The organism is Bacteroidota bacterium (assembly GCA_035506275.1).
Lineage (GTDB): Bacteria > Bacteroidota > Ignavibacteria > UBA10030 > UBA8401 > JAGVPT01.
Genome location: DATJPT010000003.1, coordinates 163,371 through 179,297 on the forward strand (window position 1 = coordinate 163,371; position 15,927 = coordinate 179,297).

The 15,927-nt window shown below is 52.8% G+C and carries 17 protein-coding genes; all 17 read left to right on the forward strand.

The genetic code is table 11. The features are described from left to right. Positions 1-43: 43 nt before the first annotated feature. The 17 genes from VMF88_02015 (at position 44) to flgC (ending at position 15,925) form a co-directional block, all read left to right on the forward strand. The gene (locus tag VMF88_02015; GenBank protein HTY09823.1) at positions 44-1,789 is read left to right on the forward strand and encodes a methyl-accepting chemotaxis protein; all 1,746 of its coding nucleotides are present in this window, start codon (positions 44-46) and stop codon (positions 1,787-1,789) included. A gap of 22 nt (positions 1,790-1,811) precedes the next feature. Further along, entirely contained in the window at positions 1,812-2,315 is a 504-nt protein-coding gene (locus VMF88_02020; protein ID HTY09824.1) for a chemotaxis protein CheW, read from the forward strand. A 110-nt stretch (positions 2,316-2,425) separates the two neighbouring features. After that, positions 2,426-2,986 (forward strand): hypothetical protein, encoded by a 561-nt coding sequence (locus VMF88_02025; protein HTY09825.1) that lies wholly within the window; start codon positions 2,426-2,428, stop codon positions 2,984-2,986. A gap of 18 nt (positions 2,987-3,004) precedes the next feature. Continuing rightward, the gene (locus VMF88_02030) at positions 3,005-4,651 is read left to right on the forward strand and encodes a methyl-accepting chemotaxis protein (protein ID HTY09826.1); all 1,647 of its coding nucleotides are present in this window, start codon (positions 3,005-3,007) and stop codon (positions 4,649-4,651) included. A 153-nt stretch (positions 4,652-4,804) separates the two neighbouring features. After that, entirely contained in the window at positions 4,805-5,761 is a 957-nt protein-coding gene (locus VMF88_02035; GenBank protein ID HTY09827.1) for a sugar phosphate nucleotidyltransferase, read from the forward strand. Between the two features lie 212 nt (positions 5,762-5,973). After that, positions 5,974-7,353 carry a FapA family protein gene (locus VMF88_02040; protein HTY09828.1) on the forward strand — a complete coding sequence of 460 codons (1,380 nt, stop codon included), beginning with the start codon at positions 5,974-5,976 and terminating at the stop codon, positions 7,351-7,353. A 39-nt stretch (positions 7,354-7,392) separates the two neighbouring features. Further along, positions 7,393-8,835 (forward strand): HEAT repeat domain-containing protein, encoded by a 1,443-nt coding sequence (locus tag VMF88_02045; GenBank protein ID HTY09829.1) that lies wholly within the window; start codon positions 7,393-7,395, stop codon positions 8,833-8,835. 9 nt (positions 8,836-8,844) lie between these two features. After that, entirely contained in the window at positions 8,845-9,726 is an 882-nt protein-coding gene (locus VMF88_02050) for a protein-glutamate O-methyltransferase CheR (protein HTY09830.1), read from the forward strand. Between the two features lie 7 nt (positions 9,727-9,733). Then, positions 9,734-10,108 carry a response regulator gene (locus VMF88_02055; protein HTY09831.1) on the forward strand — a complete coding sequence of 125 codons (375 nt, stop codon included), beginning with the start codon at positions 9,734-9,736 and terminating at the stop codon, positions 10,106-10,108. Positions 10,109-10,174: 66 nt separating this feature from the next. Further along, entirely contained in the window at positions 10,175-10,561 is a 387-nt protein-coding gene (locus VMF88_02060; protein ID HTY09832.1) for a response regulator, read from the forward strand. Positions 10,562-10,628: 67 nt separating this feature from the next. Further along, positions 10,629-11,372 carry a protein phosphatase CheZ gene (locus tag VMF88_02065; GenBank protein HTY09833.1) on the forward strand — a complete coding sequence of 248 codons (744 nt, stop codon included), beginning with the start codon at positions 10,629-10,631 and terminating at the stop codon, positions 11,370-11,372. A 73-nt stretch (positions 11,373-11,445) separates the two neighbouring features. Beyond that, entirely contained in the window at positions 11,446-13,281 is a 1,836-nt protein-coding gene (locus VMF88_02070) for a chemotaxis protein CheA (GenBank protein ID HTY09834.1), read from the forward strand. Beyond that, a complete protein-coding gene (locus VMF88_02075) occupies positions 13,278-14,372 on the forward strand; it encodes a chemotaxis response regulator protein-glutamate methylesterase (protein ID HTY09835.1) in 1,095 nt (364 codons plus the stop codon). Before VMF88_02070 ends, VMF88_02075 begins: the two co-directional genes overlap by 4 nt. Beyond that, positions 14,372-14,641, forward strand: a complete 270-nt coding sequence (locus VMF88_02080) for a hypothetical protein (GenBank protein ID HTY09836.1) — start codon at positions 14,372-14,374, stop codon at positions 14,639-14,641. Before VMF88_02075 ends, VMF88_02080 begins: the two co-directional genes overlap by 1 nt. A gap of 158 nt (positions 14,642-14,799) precedes the next feature. Then, positions 14,800-14,955, forward strand: coding sequence for a hypothetical protein (locus VMF88_02085; protein HTY09837.1), 156 nt, complete (start codon positions 14,800-14,802; stop codon positions 14,953-14,955). A 47-nt stretch (positions 14,956-15,002) separates the two neighbouring features. Beyond that, complete coding sequence (gene flgB, locus VMF88_02090) at positions 15,003-15,431, forward strand: flagellar basal body rod protein FlgB (GenBank protein ID HTY09838.1); 429 nt, start codon at positions 15,003-15,005, stop codon at positions 15,429-15,431. Further along, a complete protein-coding gene (gene flgC / locus VMF88_02095; GenBank protein HTY09839.1) occupies positions 15,428-15,925 on the forward strand; it encodes a flagellar basal body rod protein FlgC in 498 nt (165 codons plus the stop codon). The genes flgB and flgC overlap by 4 nt, the downstream gene beginning before the upstream one ends. Positions 15,926-15,927: the final 2 nt, after the last annotated feature.

A 15,927-nucleotide genomic window follows, 5' to 3' on the forward strand; every position in this document is an offset into this window, starting at 1 on the left:
ATGATATATCACAATATTCTTAACGAATCTGGAGTGTCTTTCGATGGCATGGTTCCATAATCTGAAAATATCGACGAAACTGCTCTTGGGATTTTCTGTGGCCTCGGTTGTAGCGTGCATCATCGCGTATTCAGGATTACGAGGAATCTACGCCGTGAACGATTCCGCCGAATCGCTCTATCAGAATGAAACAGTGCCGGTCGGAGAGATCGGACGGATCGCAAAGGACTTTCAGCGAGTGCGTGCAAATCTGGCGTTCCTGATGTTCGTCACCGAAGACGGGGAGGTCGAGCATGATCAGCATGTTGTGGTCGCTCTGACAAAAGAAATGGATTCTCTGGGCGCCTCATTCAGGAAAAGCCTTTCAAGCGAAGAGATGAAAGAGACGATGGCAAAATACGACCAGGCTCGAAATATCTTTCTTCCTCTTCAGGAAAAAATTGTCGCATTAGCAGTGGCGGGGAAAAAGCAGGAAGCGAAAACGCTGTTTCTTGTCGGCGATGCGCGCGATGCCGCTCATGCGATTGAGGCGGATATCGAGAAGCTGGTTGAACTCAAGCGTCAAAGTGCCGGGGCCGCAGTCCAGGCAAATAATGATGCAACATCGAAGGCTACCATTATCGTGCTTAGCTCCCTTATTGTGGGTTTATCGCTAGCAGTCTTTCTTGGATTGCTTATTGCCCGTTACATAAAACGGGGCCTCGCAGAGCTGGTGGAAAATGCGGAGGAGATCTCTCAGGGCAATTTGACCATCGATGTCGTTCAGCGCACCAGCGACGAAATTGGAGTTCTGACCGGCGCCTTTGCGCGCATGGCTCTCAATTTGAGAGAAATATTGACGAGTCTCACGGAAGCCTCGGCCTCCATTGCGAGTGCCACGAGCCAGATCAACAGCAGCACTGAAGAGATGGCGGCGGGGGCCGAAGAGCAGACCTCACAAGCCAGCGAAGTTGCGAGTGCAGTCGAGGAGATGACAAAGACGATTGTGGAGAACTCGAAGAATGCCGGAACCACCGCCGACACGGCAAAGCAGGCGAAGGATGCCGCTGAACTTGGCGGAACCGTAGTGCAAGAGACAATTATCGGGATGAAGCGTATCGCGGAAGTGGTCAACAAATCCAGCGAGACGGTCAGAGCGCTGGGCAGATCGAGCGATCAAATAGGGGAAATTATCGGGGTGATCGACGATATCGCCGATCAGACAAACTTATTGGCGCTGAATGCGGCCATTGAAGCTGCCCGTGCGGGTGAGCAAGGGAGGGGATTTGCGGTCGTAGCCGACGAAGTTCGGAAACTCGCGGAACGGACCACAAAGGCCACCAAAGAAATTGCAGGGATGATAAAGGCGATTCAGTCAGAGACTGGGGGCGCGGTCGCTTCAATGACCGAAGGGACACAGCAGGTGGGCGAAGGGATCAAACTTGCCGATAAAGCCGGAATATCGCTCAACGAAATAGTCAGGGTCTCTCAAATGGTGACCGACATGGTTTCACAGATCGCCGCTGCAAGCGAGCAACAATCGAGCGCTAGCGAACAAATTTCGAAAAATGTCGAAGGGATCAGCACTGTCACAAATCAGACTGCTTCCGGCGTTCAGCAGATCGCGCGTGCGGCCGAAGACCTGAATCGTTTGACGGAAAATCTACAACAGATGCTTGGTAAATTCAGACTTACCGGGAAAAAGGCAGTGAGCCCACCACAGAACGTCACCGCGAGCGTCGAGAAACCGCATGTCAAATCAAACCTGGCCGTCCGTCATAACGGGAAGCTGGTGCACAATGGACATTAAAACTCTTTACTAAGGAAGTATTATGACGGACACGATCGATATCAGAAACAAAGCGCAGAACAGCGGGGCCGGCGACGAACTGCTTCAACTTGTAAGCTTCAAGATCGGCGAAGAGGAATTCGGCGTCGATATCCTCAAGGTCCAGGAAATAAACAGAATGCTTGAGGTCACAAGAGTCCCCAATGCTCCGGAGTACGTCGACGGCGTGATCAATCTTCGCGGCAAGGTGATCCCCATTATCGACTTACGCCGCCGGTTCGGCATGGAGCGCCGGGAAAAAGACAAGAACACGCGCATTGTCGTGGTGGAATTGGAGGGAAAAGTCGTCGGGTTTGTTGTCGATGCCGTCAGCGAAGTTCTCCGTATTCCCAAAAGCGTGACGGAACCGCCGCCCCCCATCGTCGCGGGGATAGAAACAGATTATATCACAGCCGTCGGAAAGCTGGAGGACAGACTGCTGATTTTGCTCGACCTGGAAAAAGTTCTTCTCAAAGAGGAATTGCATGCTGTGGAAGAAACCGCATAGCTCGGCCTCTTGCGGAGATTCTTGAATAGGCTTTCGGAGGAAGGGCGTGGTCCTCTCGCCAGCTCCAGTTCTTTTTGCACTCATCATCTATTAGAACAGAATACAATGCTATGAAAAGAAAGCACGTTCATAAGAATCCGACGATCACTCTCATGTTGTTTGGCCTGATCCTCAGCGGCGCTCACCATATCGAAGCTCAGTCAAAACCGTCATACGGGCAGCAAATTGCCGTGATCAAGATCTTGCAGCCGGACGTGAAGATCATCGGCGTTATGGGAGCAACATTGTCCGAGAAGGATGTTCAAGATATCACGCGGGCCGGACTTGCTCAGGGGATGCAAATCGTTGTCGGTCTCCCGCAGAATCCCCGTGAAATATCCGATATCTATAAAAGGTTGTTAAATGAAAAAAAGATCCAAGTTCTGTGGGTTCCGAAAGGTAGCGACGATATGATGATGGGGATTGGCTTTGAGTATCTTCGTTCCACAACCCTTCTGGATAAAATAGCCTTGTATATCCCGAATCCTGACCTCCTCCCGTCCGGCGCGCTTTGCAGCGTTCAGATGGAGAGTGGAAAACTCACTGTGTACGTGAATCAGAAAATTGCGACGTTGCTCGGCGCTCGCGTCCCTGCCGAGCAAAGCGAAAGCGTAACATTCGTATCCCGATAATATTGCAAAGGCGCAACTGTGAAACTTCGAACACAGCTACTAATCGCAATTCTGGGCGTGGTCGTATTCCAGACAGTGACGCTCAGTATTCTCCTCAGCCTGCTCGTCGGGTCCTCGAGGAATGACCAATTTCATAAACACGGTTCCTCCGTTGTGACAAGCCTCGCCTCCAACGGCAGGCTCGGAGTTCTCATGGCAGACTCCACCCAATTGACGTCGATCATGGAGTCGGCGTTCATGGACAAAGAAGTGCGGTCCGTTTCATTCTTCGACCAAAACTCCCGGCTCATCGTGCGGCGCGGGATCGACACCGGAGTTCCCGGAAAACTTGAACGGCAGGAACCGTCGGAGGTCGACACTTCGGACGGATCAGGTAATGCCATCGCGCTCTTCAGAAGTTCGGTATTCGCCCGGCAGGGGGATTCGACCGCGATCGGGTCTGTCCAGGCGGGGATCACTCTTGAAAATCTCCGCTCCGATACCCGGAATTCCGTCTTCTGGTCTCTCGTGATCTGTATTGTTTTCTCGCTGACGGGCGTTCTTGTCGTGAGTCTTATCATGAGAATCTTGCAGCCTCTCCTCTCCGGGATCGAGTTGGTCTCGACCGGGGACCTTACGATTCAATTGGAACAGAAAACGAATGATGAAATAGGGCATCTTGTCAACAGTCTCAACCATCTTGTCGCCGGATTGCGCGGGACGGTGGAGCAGATCCGCGGGATGACCGTCGAAATCTCGAAGCAAGTTGAGCACATTACCGCTGATTCGGGGAGCATGGACGAGGGGATGCGCCGCCAGGCGGAACGGTCGTCGGAAGTAGCATCGGCTGTTGAAGAGATGACAAAGACCATCATTGGAAATTCGAAGAACGCGAGCGCTGCGGCCGAAACGGCTAAACGGGCCAAGGTCTCTGCAGAACAGGGGGGCGTTGTTGTCGAAGAGACCGTTGCCGGCATGAAAAGGATTGCCGGCGTCGTCAACAAATCGGCGGAGACAGTCAGGACACTCGGAAAATCAGGCGACCAGATCGGCGAGATCATCGGGGTCATCGATGATATAGCCGATCAAACGAATCTCTTGGCGTTGAATGCCGCCATTGAAGCAGCCAGGGCAGGGGAACAGGGACGGGGGTTTGCCGTTGTTGCAGACGAGGTGAGAAGGCTTGCAGAACGGACGACAAAAGCGACGAAGGAAATCGCCGCGATGATAAAGAAAATCCAGAGCGAAACGAAAGGTGCCGTCCTTTCGATGGAGGAGGGGACGAGACAAGTCAGTGAAGGTATTGAACGCGCGGATAAAGCAGGGGCTTCACTTCGGGACATCGTCGAGATCTCTCAAAAGGTGACGGACATGATTTCTCAGATTGCGGCTGCGAGCGAGGAGCAATCGAGTGCGAGTGAGCAGATTTCAAAGAATGTAGAAGAGATCAATACCGTCACCAATGAGTCGGCGATCGGCACACGGCAAATTGCACATGCAGCAGGAGATCTCAGCCGGCTTACCGATGCACTCAGGCATCTTGTCGAGAACTTCACGATTGCTGATGATTCCGGCAACAAAAAAACCAGGATTGAAGACGCTGTTCAAACTCCGTCGCAGGAAAAATCTTTACTCGCTGTTCGGGCAAACGGATCTCTCGTCGATCATCGGTCATCCGCTCCATAACATTCAAAGACGAGATGACCGGGGAGACGACGGCATCGAGCTTGTGGCTCGCCGAGGTTCAATCGAGACATCCAAAAAGGTCAGACAATGATATTGAGCGACAAGAGAAGCGTTGAGGGGGAAGGGAGTTTGATCGCAGCGCACTAAGCCGACATGATGACACCCCCCACAGATAATGTCTGGGGCCTGATACTCGCGGGTGGAGATGGAAAGAGGTTGAGGGAGTTCGTCCGGCTCCGGTTTAATTCCGAGCTGCCCAAACAGTTTTGCGCTTTTCGCGGCACGCGCTCGATGCTGACAACTACCATTGCGCGTGTCAGGAGCCGTATCGAGCGGGATCGGCTTTTCGTGACGGTCCGCAGCAGTCAGAGAATGTACGCTTTGGGTCAGCTCGAGGATGTCCCCGATGCGAACGTCATCGAGCAGCCTCTGAACAAAGAGACCGGGCCGGCTATTCTTCTCGGCCTGTTGCATATTTATGAGCGTGATCCGAATGCAGTGGCGGCGATTTTTCCGGCAGATCATTTCGTCCGCGAAGACTCGCAGTTCATGGTCCACGTCGATTCTGCCGTTCGACATATCCGGCAGCATGAGGGCGATATTGTCTTGCTTGGCGCCGAAGCGCAGTATCCTGAAACGGATTACGGCTGGATTCAGGTTTCCGATGCAGTTTCTTCCGCCGAAGGAATAGAGCTGTACCGCATTAGCCGGTTCTGGGAAAAGCCCTCTTTCGAAAGAGCCTGTGTGCTGGCAAAAGCCCGATCATTCTGGAACACCATGGTCATCATCGGTACGGTGACGGGGTTGCTCGAAAAAATTAAGCGAATTACCCCCCGATTCTTTGAATCGTTCATGCCCCTTGCTGATGGTCTCGGATTCGCATGCGAAAACGAACTGATCAGTCGGATTTTTTCGTCGATTGAACCCGTCAATTTTAGCGCCGAGATCCTCGCGCCGGAGGTTGCCGACCTTGTCGTTCTCCCGGCCCGAGGCGTATACTGGAGCGACTGGGGAAGAGCGGAGCGTATTGAAATGGACCTTTCGCTGCTGATGAGGGATGGAGAAATCATCACCGACCACAAAAAGAATTTGTCCCACCGCCGCGCTTAAGATCTGAAGCCTCCTCTGCACCAATATACTCAGCTGCACGATTTCAGCCATCTCATTTCGAATACAGATTCCAACAGAAGGTAAACGCGCTGAAAATCGATGAAATCCGCTGGCACAGTACTTGTCATAGTACGGATGAAGAAGAGTTCCTCTGCAACGAGGCGTTCATTGCAGGGTTGAGCCGAGGAATCCATTACTATCGCGGCGGAACGGTGCACGAACATCTCAAAATTTCAGTCTCCGATGACGGTACCCGGGCGTATGTGACAAATGATGAACTGTCAGAAAATCACGTCGCCGCCGAGGAAGAGCTTGTCAAATTCTTTGGGGAGAGGGGAATCGTGTTCGGTTTGAAAGAAGGATTGTGTTCGGCAGTCACATTGTCCGCCGCACAACGTACGCCGGTGCTCATCGCCGAAGGGATTGAACCCGTGGTAGGAAAAGACGGCTGGGTTGAATGTTTGATCGACGTTCAGACTCCCGAACTGCTGGAGGAAAAAGGGGGAGTGGTCGATATGCATAATCTCCACCGGATCCATAATGTAAAAAAAGGGGAGAGGCTTGTGGTCATCCATCCCCCCGAAGACGGAACTCCGGGGATGTCAGTCCGGGGGTTTCCCATTCTGCCCAAGCCGGGGAAGAAGGCCAGAGTATTCCGAGGGACGTGTATCGCCTCCGATCCGAACCAACCGGACGTCTTGACGGCCACGGAAGATGGCCATTTCCTCGTGAAGTCGGACGGGACCATCGAAGTGCAGCCTGTCCTGACAATACGGGGGGACGTTGATTTTTCGACTGGCGACATCGATTTCATCGGATCGCTCATTGTCACTGGTGACGTGAAGAGTGATTTCACGCTCAAAGTTAAGAAAGACATTGAGGTTCGCGGAAATGTTGGTGATGCCACGATCATGGCGGGGGGAAACGTGATCGTGAAGAGTGGTTTCCTCGGCTACGGCAAAGGATCGATCACGGCGGAGGGGAGTGTCACGATACGGCATGTTCTTAACCAGACCGTCTTCAGCGGCAAAAACGTCACCATAGAGCGCGAGGCGGTCTGCGCTAAAATTAACGCCGGCGACGTGATCGCTTCGCCGAAAGCGCGATTTGTGGGCTGCGTTCTTCGCGCAGGAAACGGGGTCGAAGTCTACGACCTGGGGAACGGCGATGACACGCAGGCGATTGTCCGCGTCGGAAGGCGGGGAGAGCTTTTGGAAAAATGCAATTCCATCAACAACAGTGTCGCACAAATTCATAAGCAAGCGGGCGAAGTGAAAGAATGTCTCTTCAAGCTCATCCGCATGCAGTTAGATGCTCCTTTGAGCGCAGAACAAAATGCCCTTCTCACGAAGCTGCAAGGACTTCAATCCGAATTTCCGTCTGCGCTCGTAAATCTTCAACAGGAAAAAACGGAGGTTGAAGGAGCGTTGCAAGCGGCCGAGTCGGCGCGCGTTGTCGCCCGCGGGACGGTCTACGTCAACGTTCTTCTGGAAATCAACGGTACAAAAAAGCTCGTTCAGAATGCGCTTAGGGAAGTTATGTTTACCGAGAAAAATGGGAAAATTGAGGAGCAATCGGCCACTGTTTCCTGATTCGAAAGTGTTCTTACATGTCAATTCTTCTGATCCACAATGAAAAATGAATTACGTGAGAAACTCGCTGCACTCCTCTCCGCCGAGGATCCGTCGCTCCGAAGGCGGGCTGCTGAAGAACTTGCGGAAACGAAAGGGTTCACTCCGATCGCTGCGCTGGCCGCCGCGTTGCGCGATGAAAATAAAGGAGTTCGCGATTCTGCGCTACGCTCTCTATCGATAATCGGTAGCGAGAACGTTGCGCACGCCGCCGTCGAATATATTGCCGATGAGAATATTGTAACGCGAAATCTTGCAGCAGAATTGCTGCTTAAATTGAAAAGTTCTTCTGTCGGCGCTCTTCTCCCGTACCTGTACGATGTCAACCAGGATGTGCGAAAATTCGCTGTTGATATCCTCGGCCTCATCGGGAACGAGCAGACCGTCGACCATATTCTGCCGTTGCTTGATGATGCCGACGAAAATGTCGTCGTCTCGGCCGCCGAAGCCCTCGGGAATATCCGCAGCACGCGTGCCGTTCCCCACCTTGTGAGAATTTTTAAGCTGCACGATTTTGCCAAGACGACGATCGCCGAAGCGCTCGGGAAAATCGGCGGTGACGAAGCGAGCGAATTCCTGCTGAAGTATTTTTCAGCGATGGTCAGCCGGCAGGATATTGACCCCCTTGTTCTCTATGCGGTTGCCGATTCCATTGCCCTCATCGGGTCCGAAGACGCGCTTCCGATCCTCCGGAAGAGCTTGCCAAGTGTTAAAGGGAGCGTCCGGTATGTTCTGGTGCATGCGATGGTGAGGATTCTCGAGCGGTACCGGCATCCATTCGGCGAGCTCGAGGAACTTCAAGGCGATCTGGTACACGCGCTTGAATACGACAACATCGCGGTGAAGATGAGCGCGGCGATGGCATTGGCCGACATGGATGGCGTGGAAGTGACCATGGCGCTTGCCGGCGTTGTCGGGTTGTCGGAGGAGCTCGATGACCTTGTTATCCCTATCCTTCTCCGGCGGAATGAAACCTTTGGCGCCATTGTAGAGCTTGCGCGCCGCGGCAGGATCGTCCCTGTGAAGGAAATCATCACGCTGATCGGCAGGGTCTCGGCAGGCGTCGACTACCACAGCCTGTCTCCTCAATTACTCGACCAGCAGCTGGACCAGTTGCAGCGTGCGTTTGATTTCGTTACGACCGCGTGGAAGGATGGGAATGAAGAGACCCGCGGCGCTGTCATCGATACGATGTTCCGTCTCGACGGCGACCGGGCATTCGAATATCTCTCCAAGGTCACCGAAGAGCCAGACCCGTGGCTGCGGATTCATGTCATCGAACTTGTCGCTTCGCTCGAAAACCGGGGTATTTCCGACTTCATCGTCCGCTTTCTCGGCGACGACGACGAAATTGTCCGCGGGGTGGCGGCGGCGACGTTAGCATCAAGAGAGAATAATCCCCGTTTAGCGTCCGCAGCCTCAAGTCCAATTGACCACCGTTAGGAGATTGTTGTGACTGCACCTTTGATGACAACAATGCAATTGCCGGGCGTTCCGGCCGCGCCGAAGATGACCGACGAGATGTTCCGGACGATGCGGGATTTCATCTATCAGAACACCGGAATTTATTTTCAAGACAACAAAAAATACCTGCTTGAAGGAAGGCTCGGCAAGAGGCTTCAGATGCTCGATATCGATGATTTCGACAAGTATCTCCGGATGGTTCGGTGCGGCACCGACAGAAGCGCTGAAATGAAGTTTCTTTATGACGCCGTGACGATCAACGAGACTTTTTTCTTCCGGAATGAGCCCCAATTCGAAGCGTTCGAGCGCATCCTGGTCCCCAAATTCATCGCTGCCAAAGGAGGCGGTAAGACAGCGCTGCGGGTGTGGAGCGCTGCATGTTCGTCCGGTGAAGAGGCTTATACCATCGCTATGATCTACCTCGAACGGCTCCGGCCGAAATTTCCGTCGTTGGACATTGAAATCGTCGGCACTGATATCAGTCCTTCGGTGCTCGACACCGCGCGGGCGGCAATCTACCGCGAGTATTCGGTGCGCAATACCCCAAAGCTGTTTCTCGAAAAGTATTTTGACGCCGTGGACGGACGTTTCCATCTTGCTTCGGAGGCGAAACGGCTTGCCCGGTTCTATCATTTGAATCTTTATGACCGTCCAAAGATGCGGGGCGTGGGACGGTTCGATATAATCTTCTGCGCCAACGTGCTCATCTACTTCGACCAGCAATCGAAAATCCAGGTTGTGTCCGACCTGTACGACAACCTCAATCCCGGCGGGTCGCTGTTTATCGGGTATGCCGAATCGCTGCACGGGATATCCTCAGCATTCAAAGTCATGAATTTTCCGAAAACAGTAGCGTATCAAAAGGAGTGAATTCCCTATGGGTAAGGAAGTACTTGTCGTCGACGATTCCGCCACCGTAAGGAAGTTTGTCTCGGTCTCCCTCAGCATGCAGGGATTCACCGTTACCACGGCCTGCGACGGGATGGATGCCCTTGAAAAGATCTCCAAGCAGAAATTCAGCCTCGTCATCACCGACCTGAATATGCCGACGATGGACGGGCTTGAATTTATCAGGGCGCTCCGCGAAAACCCTGAATTCAAAGATCTCCCCGTCATTATTCTCACGTCGTTGAAGGACCGGGAGACGCGGGAAGAAGGAGTGAAGCTCGGCGTCAATTCATACGTCGTCAAGCCGTTTAGCCTTGAAAAGGTCCAGTACGAAGTTTCGAAATATCTGAGCTGGACCGATTGACGTCAATGAACGTCGCAAAGGTTCGGCAAACACAGGAACCACAAAGAACGGAAAAGGAAAGGACGCATGGGAAAGTTTCTTGTTGTAGATGATTCGCTCACAATGAGGCGCATTGTCGTCAATGCGTTGAAGACTCAGGGTTTCGACGACGTGATAGAAGCAGGGGATGGAAAAGACGCCGTCGCCAAAATTCTCAGCGAGGGGGCCCAGTTTGTCATTACCGATTGGAACATGCCCGAAATGAACGGCCTCGAGCTTGCGAAATGGCTCAGATCGAATCCTCAGTTCGAAAGCATTCCGATCCTGATGATCACCACACGGGGCAATAAGGACGATGTCATCGAGGCCATGAAGGCTCGTGTCAATAATTATATCGTGAAGCCCTTTACGCCTCAGGGCTTGAAGGAAAAGATCGACCAGGTCATGAAAACGGCAGAATTGAAATCTGCGTAACCACACTGTACCGTGCCGCCGGCTTTCAACGGCGCACTCTCTTAAGGATAACATTGGAGCCACTTCCATGGATAGCCCATTTTTCGCGTCACCGGTGAACCCCGAGGAACAAGTTCAGAGAGACAACGGCGGGGCGTCGCTCAAGGACTTTATTCATTTGTTGCATGAGATCGTTCCGCTGCTCGAGAACGTCAGGAACTCCATCGAGGAGAGCTCTCATCGGATTCCCAAGGCAACCAAACAGCTTTCAAAGGTGAACCAGGAAACCGAGGACGCCGCAGTTGAAATTCTCAATGTGCTCGAGGCGATGACCTCGAGAATCTCGGAGGCTGAAGCTCAGGTCACGCAGCTGAAGGAAATCATTCAGGGCTTCAAGATTTCATCGAAGAGGATCGCAGACGGGCTGACCAATGGGAACGCAGAAGCCGGGGCGTACTCGTCGACCGAACTCGTCACAGTGATTGTGAATGAGATCGTCAGCAGGATCGATGGAAGTGAAGCTCTTCCAGCAATAGAGAATGTTCTGCGAAGAACGAAGGAAGATTCGATGAATATTGCCATGGCATTGCAGGTTCAGGACATCGCGAGCCAGCAGATATCCAGTGTCGCTCATACCATTGAATCGGTCGAAGCCCAACTTGTCCATGCGCTGAGCCGCTTTGAGCATGGAGATACAAGCGACATCGTTCACGATAATGCCGAGGAACTGCCCGCGGCACCTGTCTTCGATGTCGATGCCCGGTACTCGCCGACGGATGAGCGCCAGGATATCGCGGACGAAATCGTGAAACAATTTTCAGAAAAGAAATAAACGGTCTCATCGCGGCTGCGGCCGAAAAAGAATCCGCCCGACGCGATGAACAAATCTACTGGAACGCGCTCATATGGCAACTGAAAAATCATCCTCTGAAGGAAATCAGGCATCTCACGCATTCGACGGCGAAATGGCCGAGATTCTCGAGAGTTTTATCGTTGAATCGAATGAGATCCTTGAAAAACTCGGGCAGAATCTGCTCGAACTCGAAAAGAATCCGGCTGATTCAGAACTGCACAATGTCATCTTCCGGGCGGTTCACACGCTGAAGGGAACATCCTCCTTTCTCGGATTCGAACAAACAACCGCGCTGGCCCATTCATTCGAGGATGTTCTTAATAAAATTCGCAAAGGAGAGCTCAAGGTATCTTCAGAGAAAATGGATGTGATGTTCGAAGCGTACGACCTCCTCAAGGAATTAATGCATCGAATAGAGAACCACATCAACGATCCGCTTGATCTTGCCGGCGTGATGCTCAGGCTCGATGCAATCAGCGCTAACAGGGACGAGGGCATATCCGCCGGGCGGGAGAGAGGGACGCAACCGGCATCGGCGGACACCCGGATTCCGGGGGGCGAACAGCAACAAGCAGAAACTGCTGCGGCAAGCGAGCATGAAGAGAAATCGACTCATGAATTAGGTTCCGCTCAAATCGCCGCATCGTCGATGCAGGCAAAATCGGGGGATTCGACGATCCGAGTCGACGTTGCGCGCCTTGATGCACTCATGAATCTGGTTGGCGAATTGGTGCTTGGCCGGAACCGCTTGTCCCAGGTCGCGCATCAGTTGAACGAAGAGTACGAGGGGGAGTCGTTGATGCATGAACTCGGCGAAACCAACGCGCATATCGATTTCATCACCACCGAACTACAGATGGCCGTCATGAAGACGCGCATGGTCCCCATCGCAAAAGTGTTCAACAAGCTCCCCCGCTTGGTGAGGGAATTATCGAAAGAAACGGGGAAAGAGATCGAGCTTAAGCTGGAAGGGGAAGAAACTGAGCTTGATAAATCGCTCATTGAGGAATTGAACGACCCGCTGATCCATTTGCTCCGCAATTCGGCGGATCACGGGATCGAGGTTCCATCAGAGAGAGCGCGCGCCGGAAAGGTGTCAAAAGGGACGATCACTGTGAGGGCTGAGCAGGAAGGGAACCATATGGTCATCTCGATTCATGATGACGGCCACGGCATGGACCCCGAAACGCTGAAAGCAAAAGCAGTGGAAAAAGGAATGATCACAGAAACCCAGGCGCGGGAGATGACGCAGGCCGAGGCATTCAACCTTATCTTTGCCCCGGGCTTCAGCACGGCTCAAAAGGTAACGAATGTCTCCGGACGCGGCGTCGGAATGGACGTTGTGCGGACGAACGTCGAAAAGTTGAAAGGGAATATCCAGATTCAATCCGAGCTGAACGTCGGAACCAAGATCATCATCAAGCTCCCGCTGACGCTGGCGATCATTCAAGCCCTTCTTGTGGAAGCGAAGAAAGAGATCTTCAGCATACCGCTCGATTCGGTGCGGGAAGTCGTCCGGGTGAATAAAAAGGAAATAGCAACCATCAGCGGCAGCGAGGTCATCCGGCTTCGCGATTCGGTCCTTCCCCTGGCTCATCTTTCACGCGTCCTTGGATCCGGCAGCGACCAGGGATGCGCGGAATGGATGTACATCGTTGTCGTCGGCGTGGGGGAGAAGAACCTTGGGATTGTCGTCGACTCGCTCCTCGGTCAAAAGGAAGTGGTGATCAAGACGATCGGTGAGTACCTCGGGAATGTGCGGGGAATTGCGGGGTCCACGATCCTGGGGGATGGCAGGGTGATCATGATCATCGATATCGGAGAGTTGATGAAGCTTTGTTCGGAACAGCCCAGAGCGATGCATGCGGAAGCGCGGGTGACCCTATGAGCGGAATCATTAGAGTCATCGTTGTCGACGATTCTGCCTTTATGAGGAAATCTCTTTCGATGCTTCTGGAATCCGACCCGGGCATAAAGGTGGTGGCAACCGCACGCGATGGGAAGGAAGGGATCGAAAAGATCAGGGAGTTCAAGCCGGATATCGTCACGATGGACATCGAAATGCCGGTAATGACCGGCCTTGAAGCGCTGGCGGCCATCATGAAGGAGATGCCCCTCCCTGTTCTGATGGTCAGCTCGTTGACGACCGAAGGAGCTCAGGCGACCCTCGATGCGCTTGCCCTTGGAGCTGTCGATTTCATCTCGAAAGAGCTCTCATATGTCTCTTTGGATATCGTCAAAATTAAGGACGACCTGATTTCAAAGGTCAAAGAAATTGTCCGCAGCCGTTCCATCATCTTTCGCCTGCAGCGAATCAGAGCTGTGGGCCAGCATATCCAGGCACCGGCAGCAAAAAGGCCTTCGGTGCGGCCGTCCGTCTATGCTCCCCCGGAGAATAGAGAATTCAAAGCCGTCGTGCTTGGAATTTCAACGGGAGGGCCGTTCGCCCTCCTTGAGACAATTCCGAAGCTTCCGGAGAACTTTCCCCTGGGTATCGCCGTTGTGCAGCACATGCCCCCCCGTTTTACGTTTTCGCTTGCGGAGAGGCTGAACGGTTTGAGCCGGGTTCACGTGAAAGAGGCCGCTGACGGCGATCCTCTGGAGCCCGGAGTTGTTTACATCGCCCCGGGGGGAAGGCACATGACCTTTGCGCGATCGGCTAGAGCTGTCCGGATAAGGATCTCCGACGAACCGAAAAATGTTCTGTACCATCCTTCCGCCGATATTATGATGACTTCTGCAGCCGAAACTATCGACAGCCCTTTACTGGGAGTCATCATGACCGGCATGGGGAAGGATGGTCTTGAAGGGCTGAAGTTGATACGAAAAAAACGGGGCTATGTCATCGCGCAGGATCAGGAATCGTGCGTTGTTTACGGAATGCCGAAGGCTGCCATCGACGAGGGAGTTGCAAACATGGTTGTGCCTCTTGACTCAATGGCCGATACGATTGTCAAGGTTGTGCAGGGAGCTGATTGATGAGAAAAAGTCAAGAGCAAAGACCTTCTTCGTTTGTCGATTTTGCCTCCTTTCAGAATGTCCGCGTCGCGAAAAGAGGGGGGAAGGGCAATGTCCTCAAAGCCGACGCTGTAGACTCAAACGGAGCCGTGAAAATTGAGGTTGAAGCCACCGAATCTGGCCAGCCCGGGATCATTCTCCACCGCAACGGTGAATTTATCGAGAGTATCGAGGTCGTTTGCACCTGCGGCAAGCATGCAGAGATCAAACTTGAGTATGATGGTGATTAGTTGACACCTGCCTCATATTAACCATCACCGTCTTCGATCGCCTCCCGTCCAAAAGATAGAACACCCCTAAATGCTAAAGAACCGCCCCTATCCCACTTTGGCATTCTTCTTGCCGACTAATATAGAAAATTGAGTTGAACCGAGCGGAGGATAAAGACATGGTTTCGACAGGAAGTTACAGGAAGGGATTCGGGCTGTTCATCAGCGTAGTTACCGCTCTCATTGCCGTTGTGACTCTTTTTTCCGGCAAGCATCATGTACGGCGGGGCAACACGACCCGGTATGAAGGCTGGTATGACAGCCTAGGAATCTGATTTCTGAGCAAGAACAGTCCATCTCCTCAATTTTTTAAGGATGTGCAGTGAAACTTTTCGACACGACCAAAGTCCCGCTTCTTGGAAAAGCCCTGGATGTCTACACCCTTCGTCAGAAAGTAATCGCTTCAAACATTGCCAACATCACCACGGTAGGATATCGCGCCAAAAGCGTCACGTTCGAAGACCAGATGGCCGGGTCGCTCCAGCGGGGAGGAACGAACCAGGCAGTGACGAATGAAGGGCATCTTTCAGGAACACCCGCCAATGTTGCTAATGCCGACCCTCAGATCATCGATGCGCCGACGGAGAATTCGCTCAGCGGCGATCCTCTTGCAAGCGGCCTCAACAATGTCGACATCGACAGCGAAATGGCAAACCTCGCTAAAAACCAGATCCGGTTCAAATTTGCGGCGCGCCTTTTGACCGATACCTTCAGGGATATTCAGGACAGTATTAAGGGCACACAAACATGAAATTAGATAAACTTTTTTCAGGGTTTAACATCAGCGCAATGGGGCTTACGGCGCAGCGCAAGAGGATGAACGCCATCGCCAATAACATGGCGAACGCAGAAACGACAAAAACGGAAGACGGCGGACCATACCGCCGTAAAATCGTCGTCGTGAAGGGAACCTCGGATCAGTCGTTCTCTTCTACCTTGAGTACGATGACCATGAAACTTGCCACGACGAACGAGGGGCATATTTCCGATGCAGCGGACGGAACCGCATCGGAAGGCGGTGCGAGCGGCAGCGTTCAATCGTCGGAGGAGGTCGACAGCTCTCCGTTTAAGATGGTTTACGATCCCGGGCATCCCGACGCGAACAAAGACGGCTATGTGAAGATGCCGAACGTCAACGTTGTGACTGAAATGGTGGATATGATTTCGGCGACGCGTTCATACGAAGCGAACGTGACGGCGATCGACGGGGCAAAGACCATGGCTAAAGACGCACTGGAGATTTGACG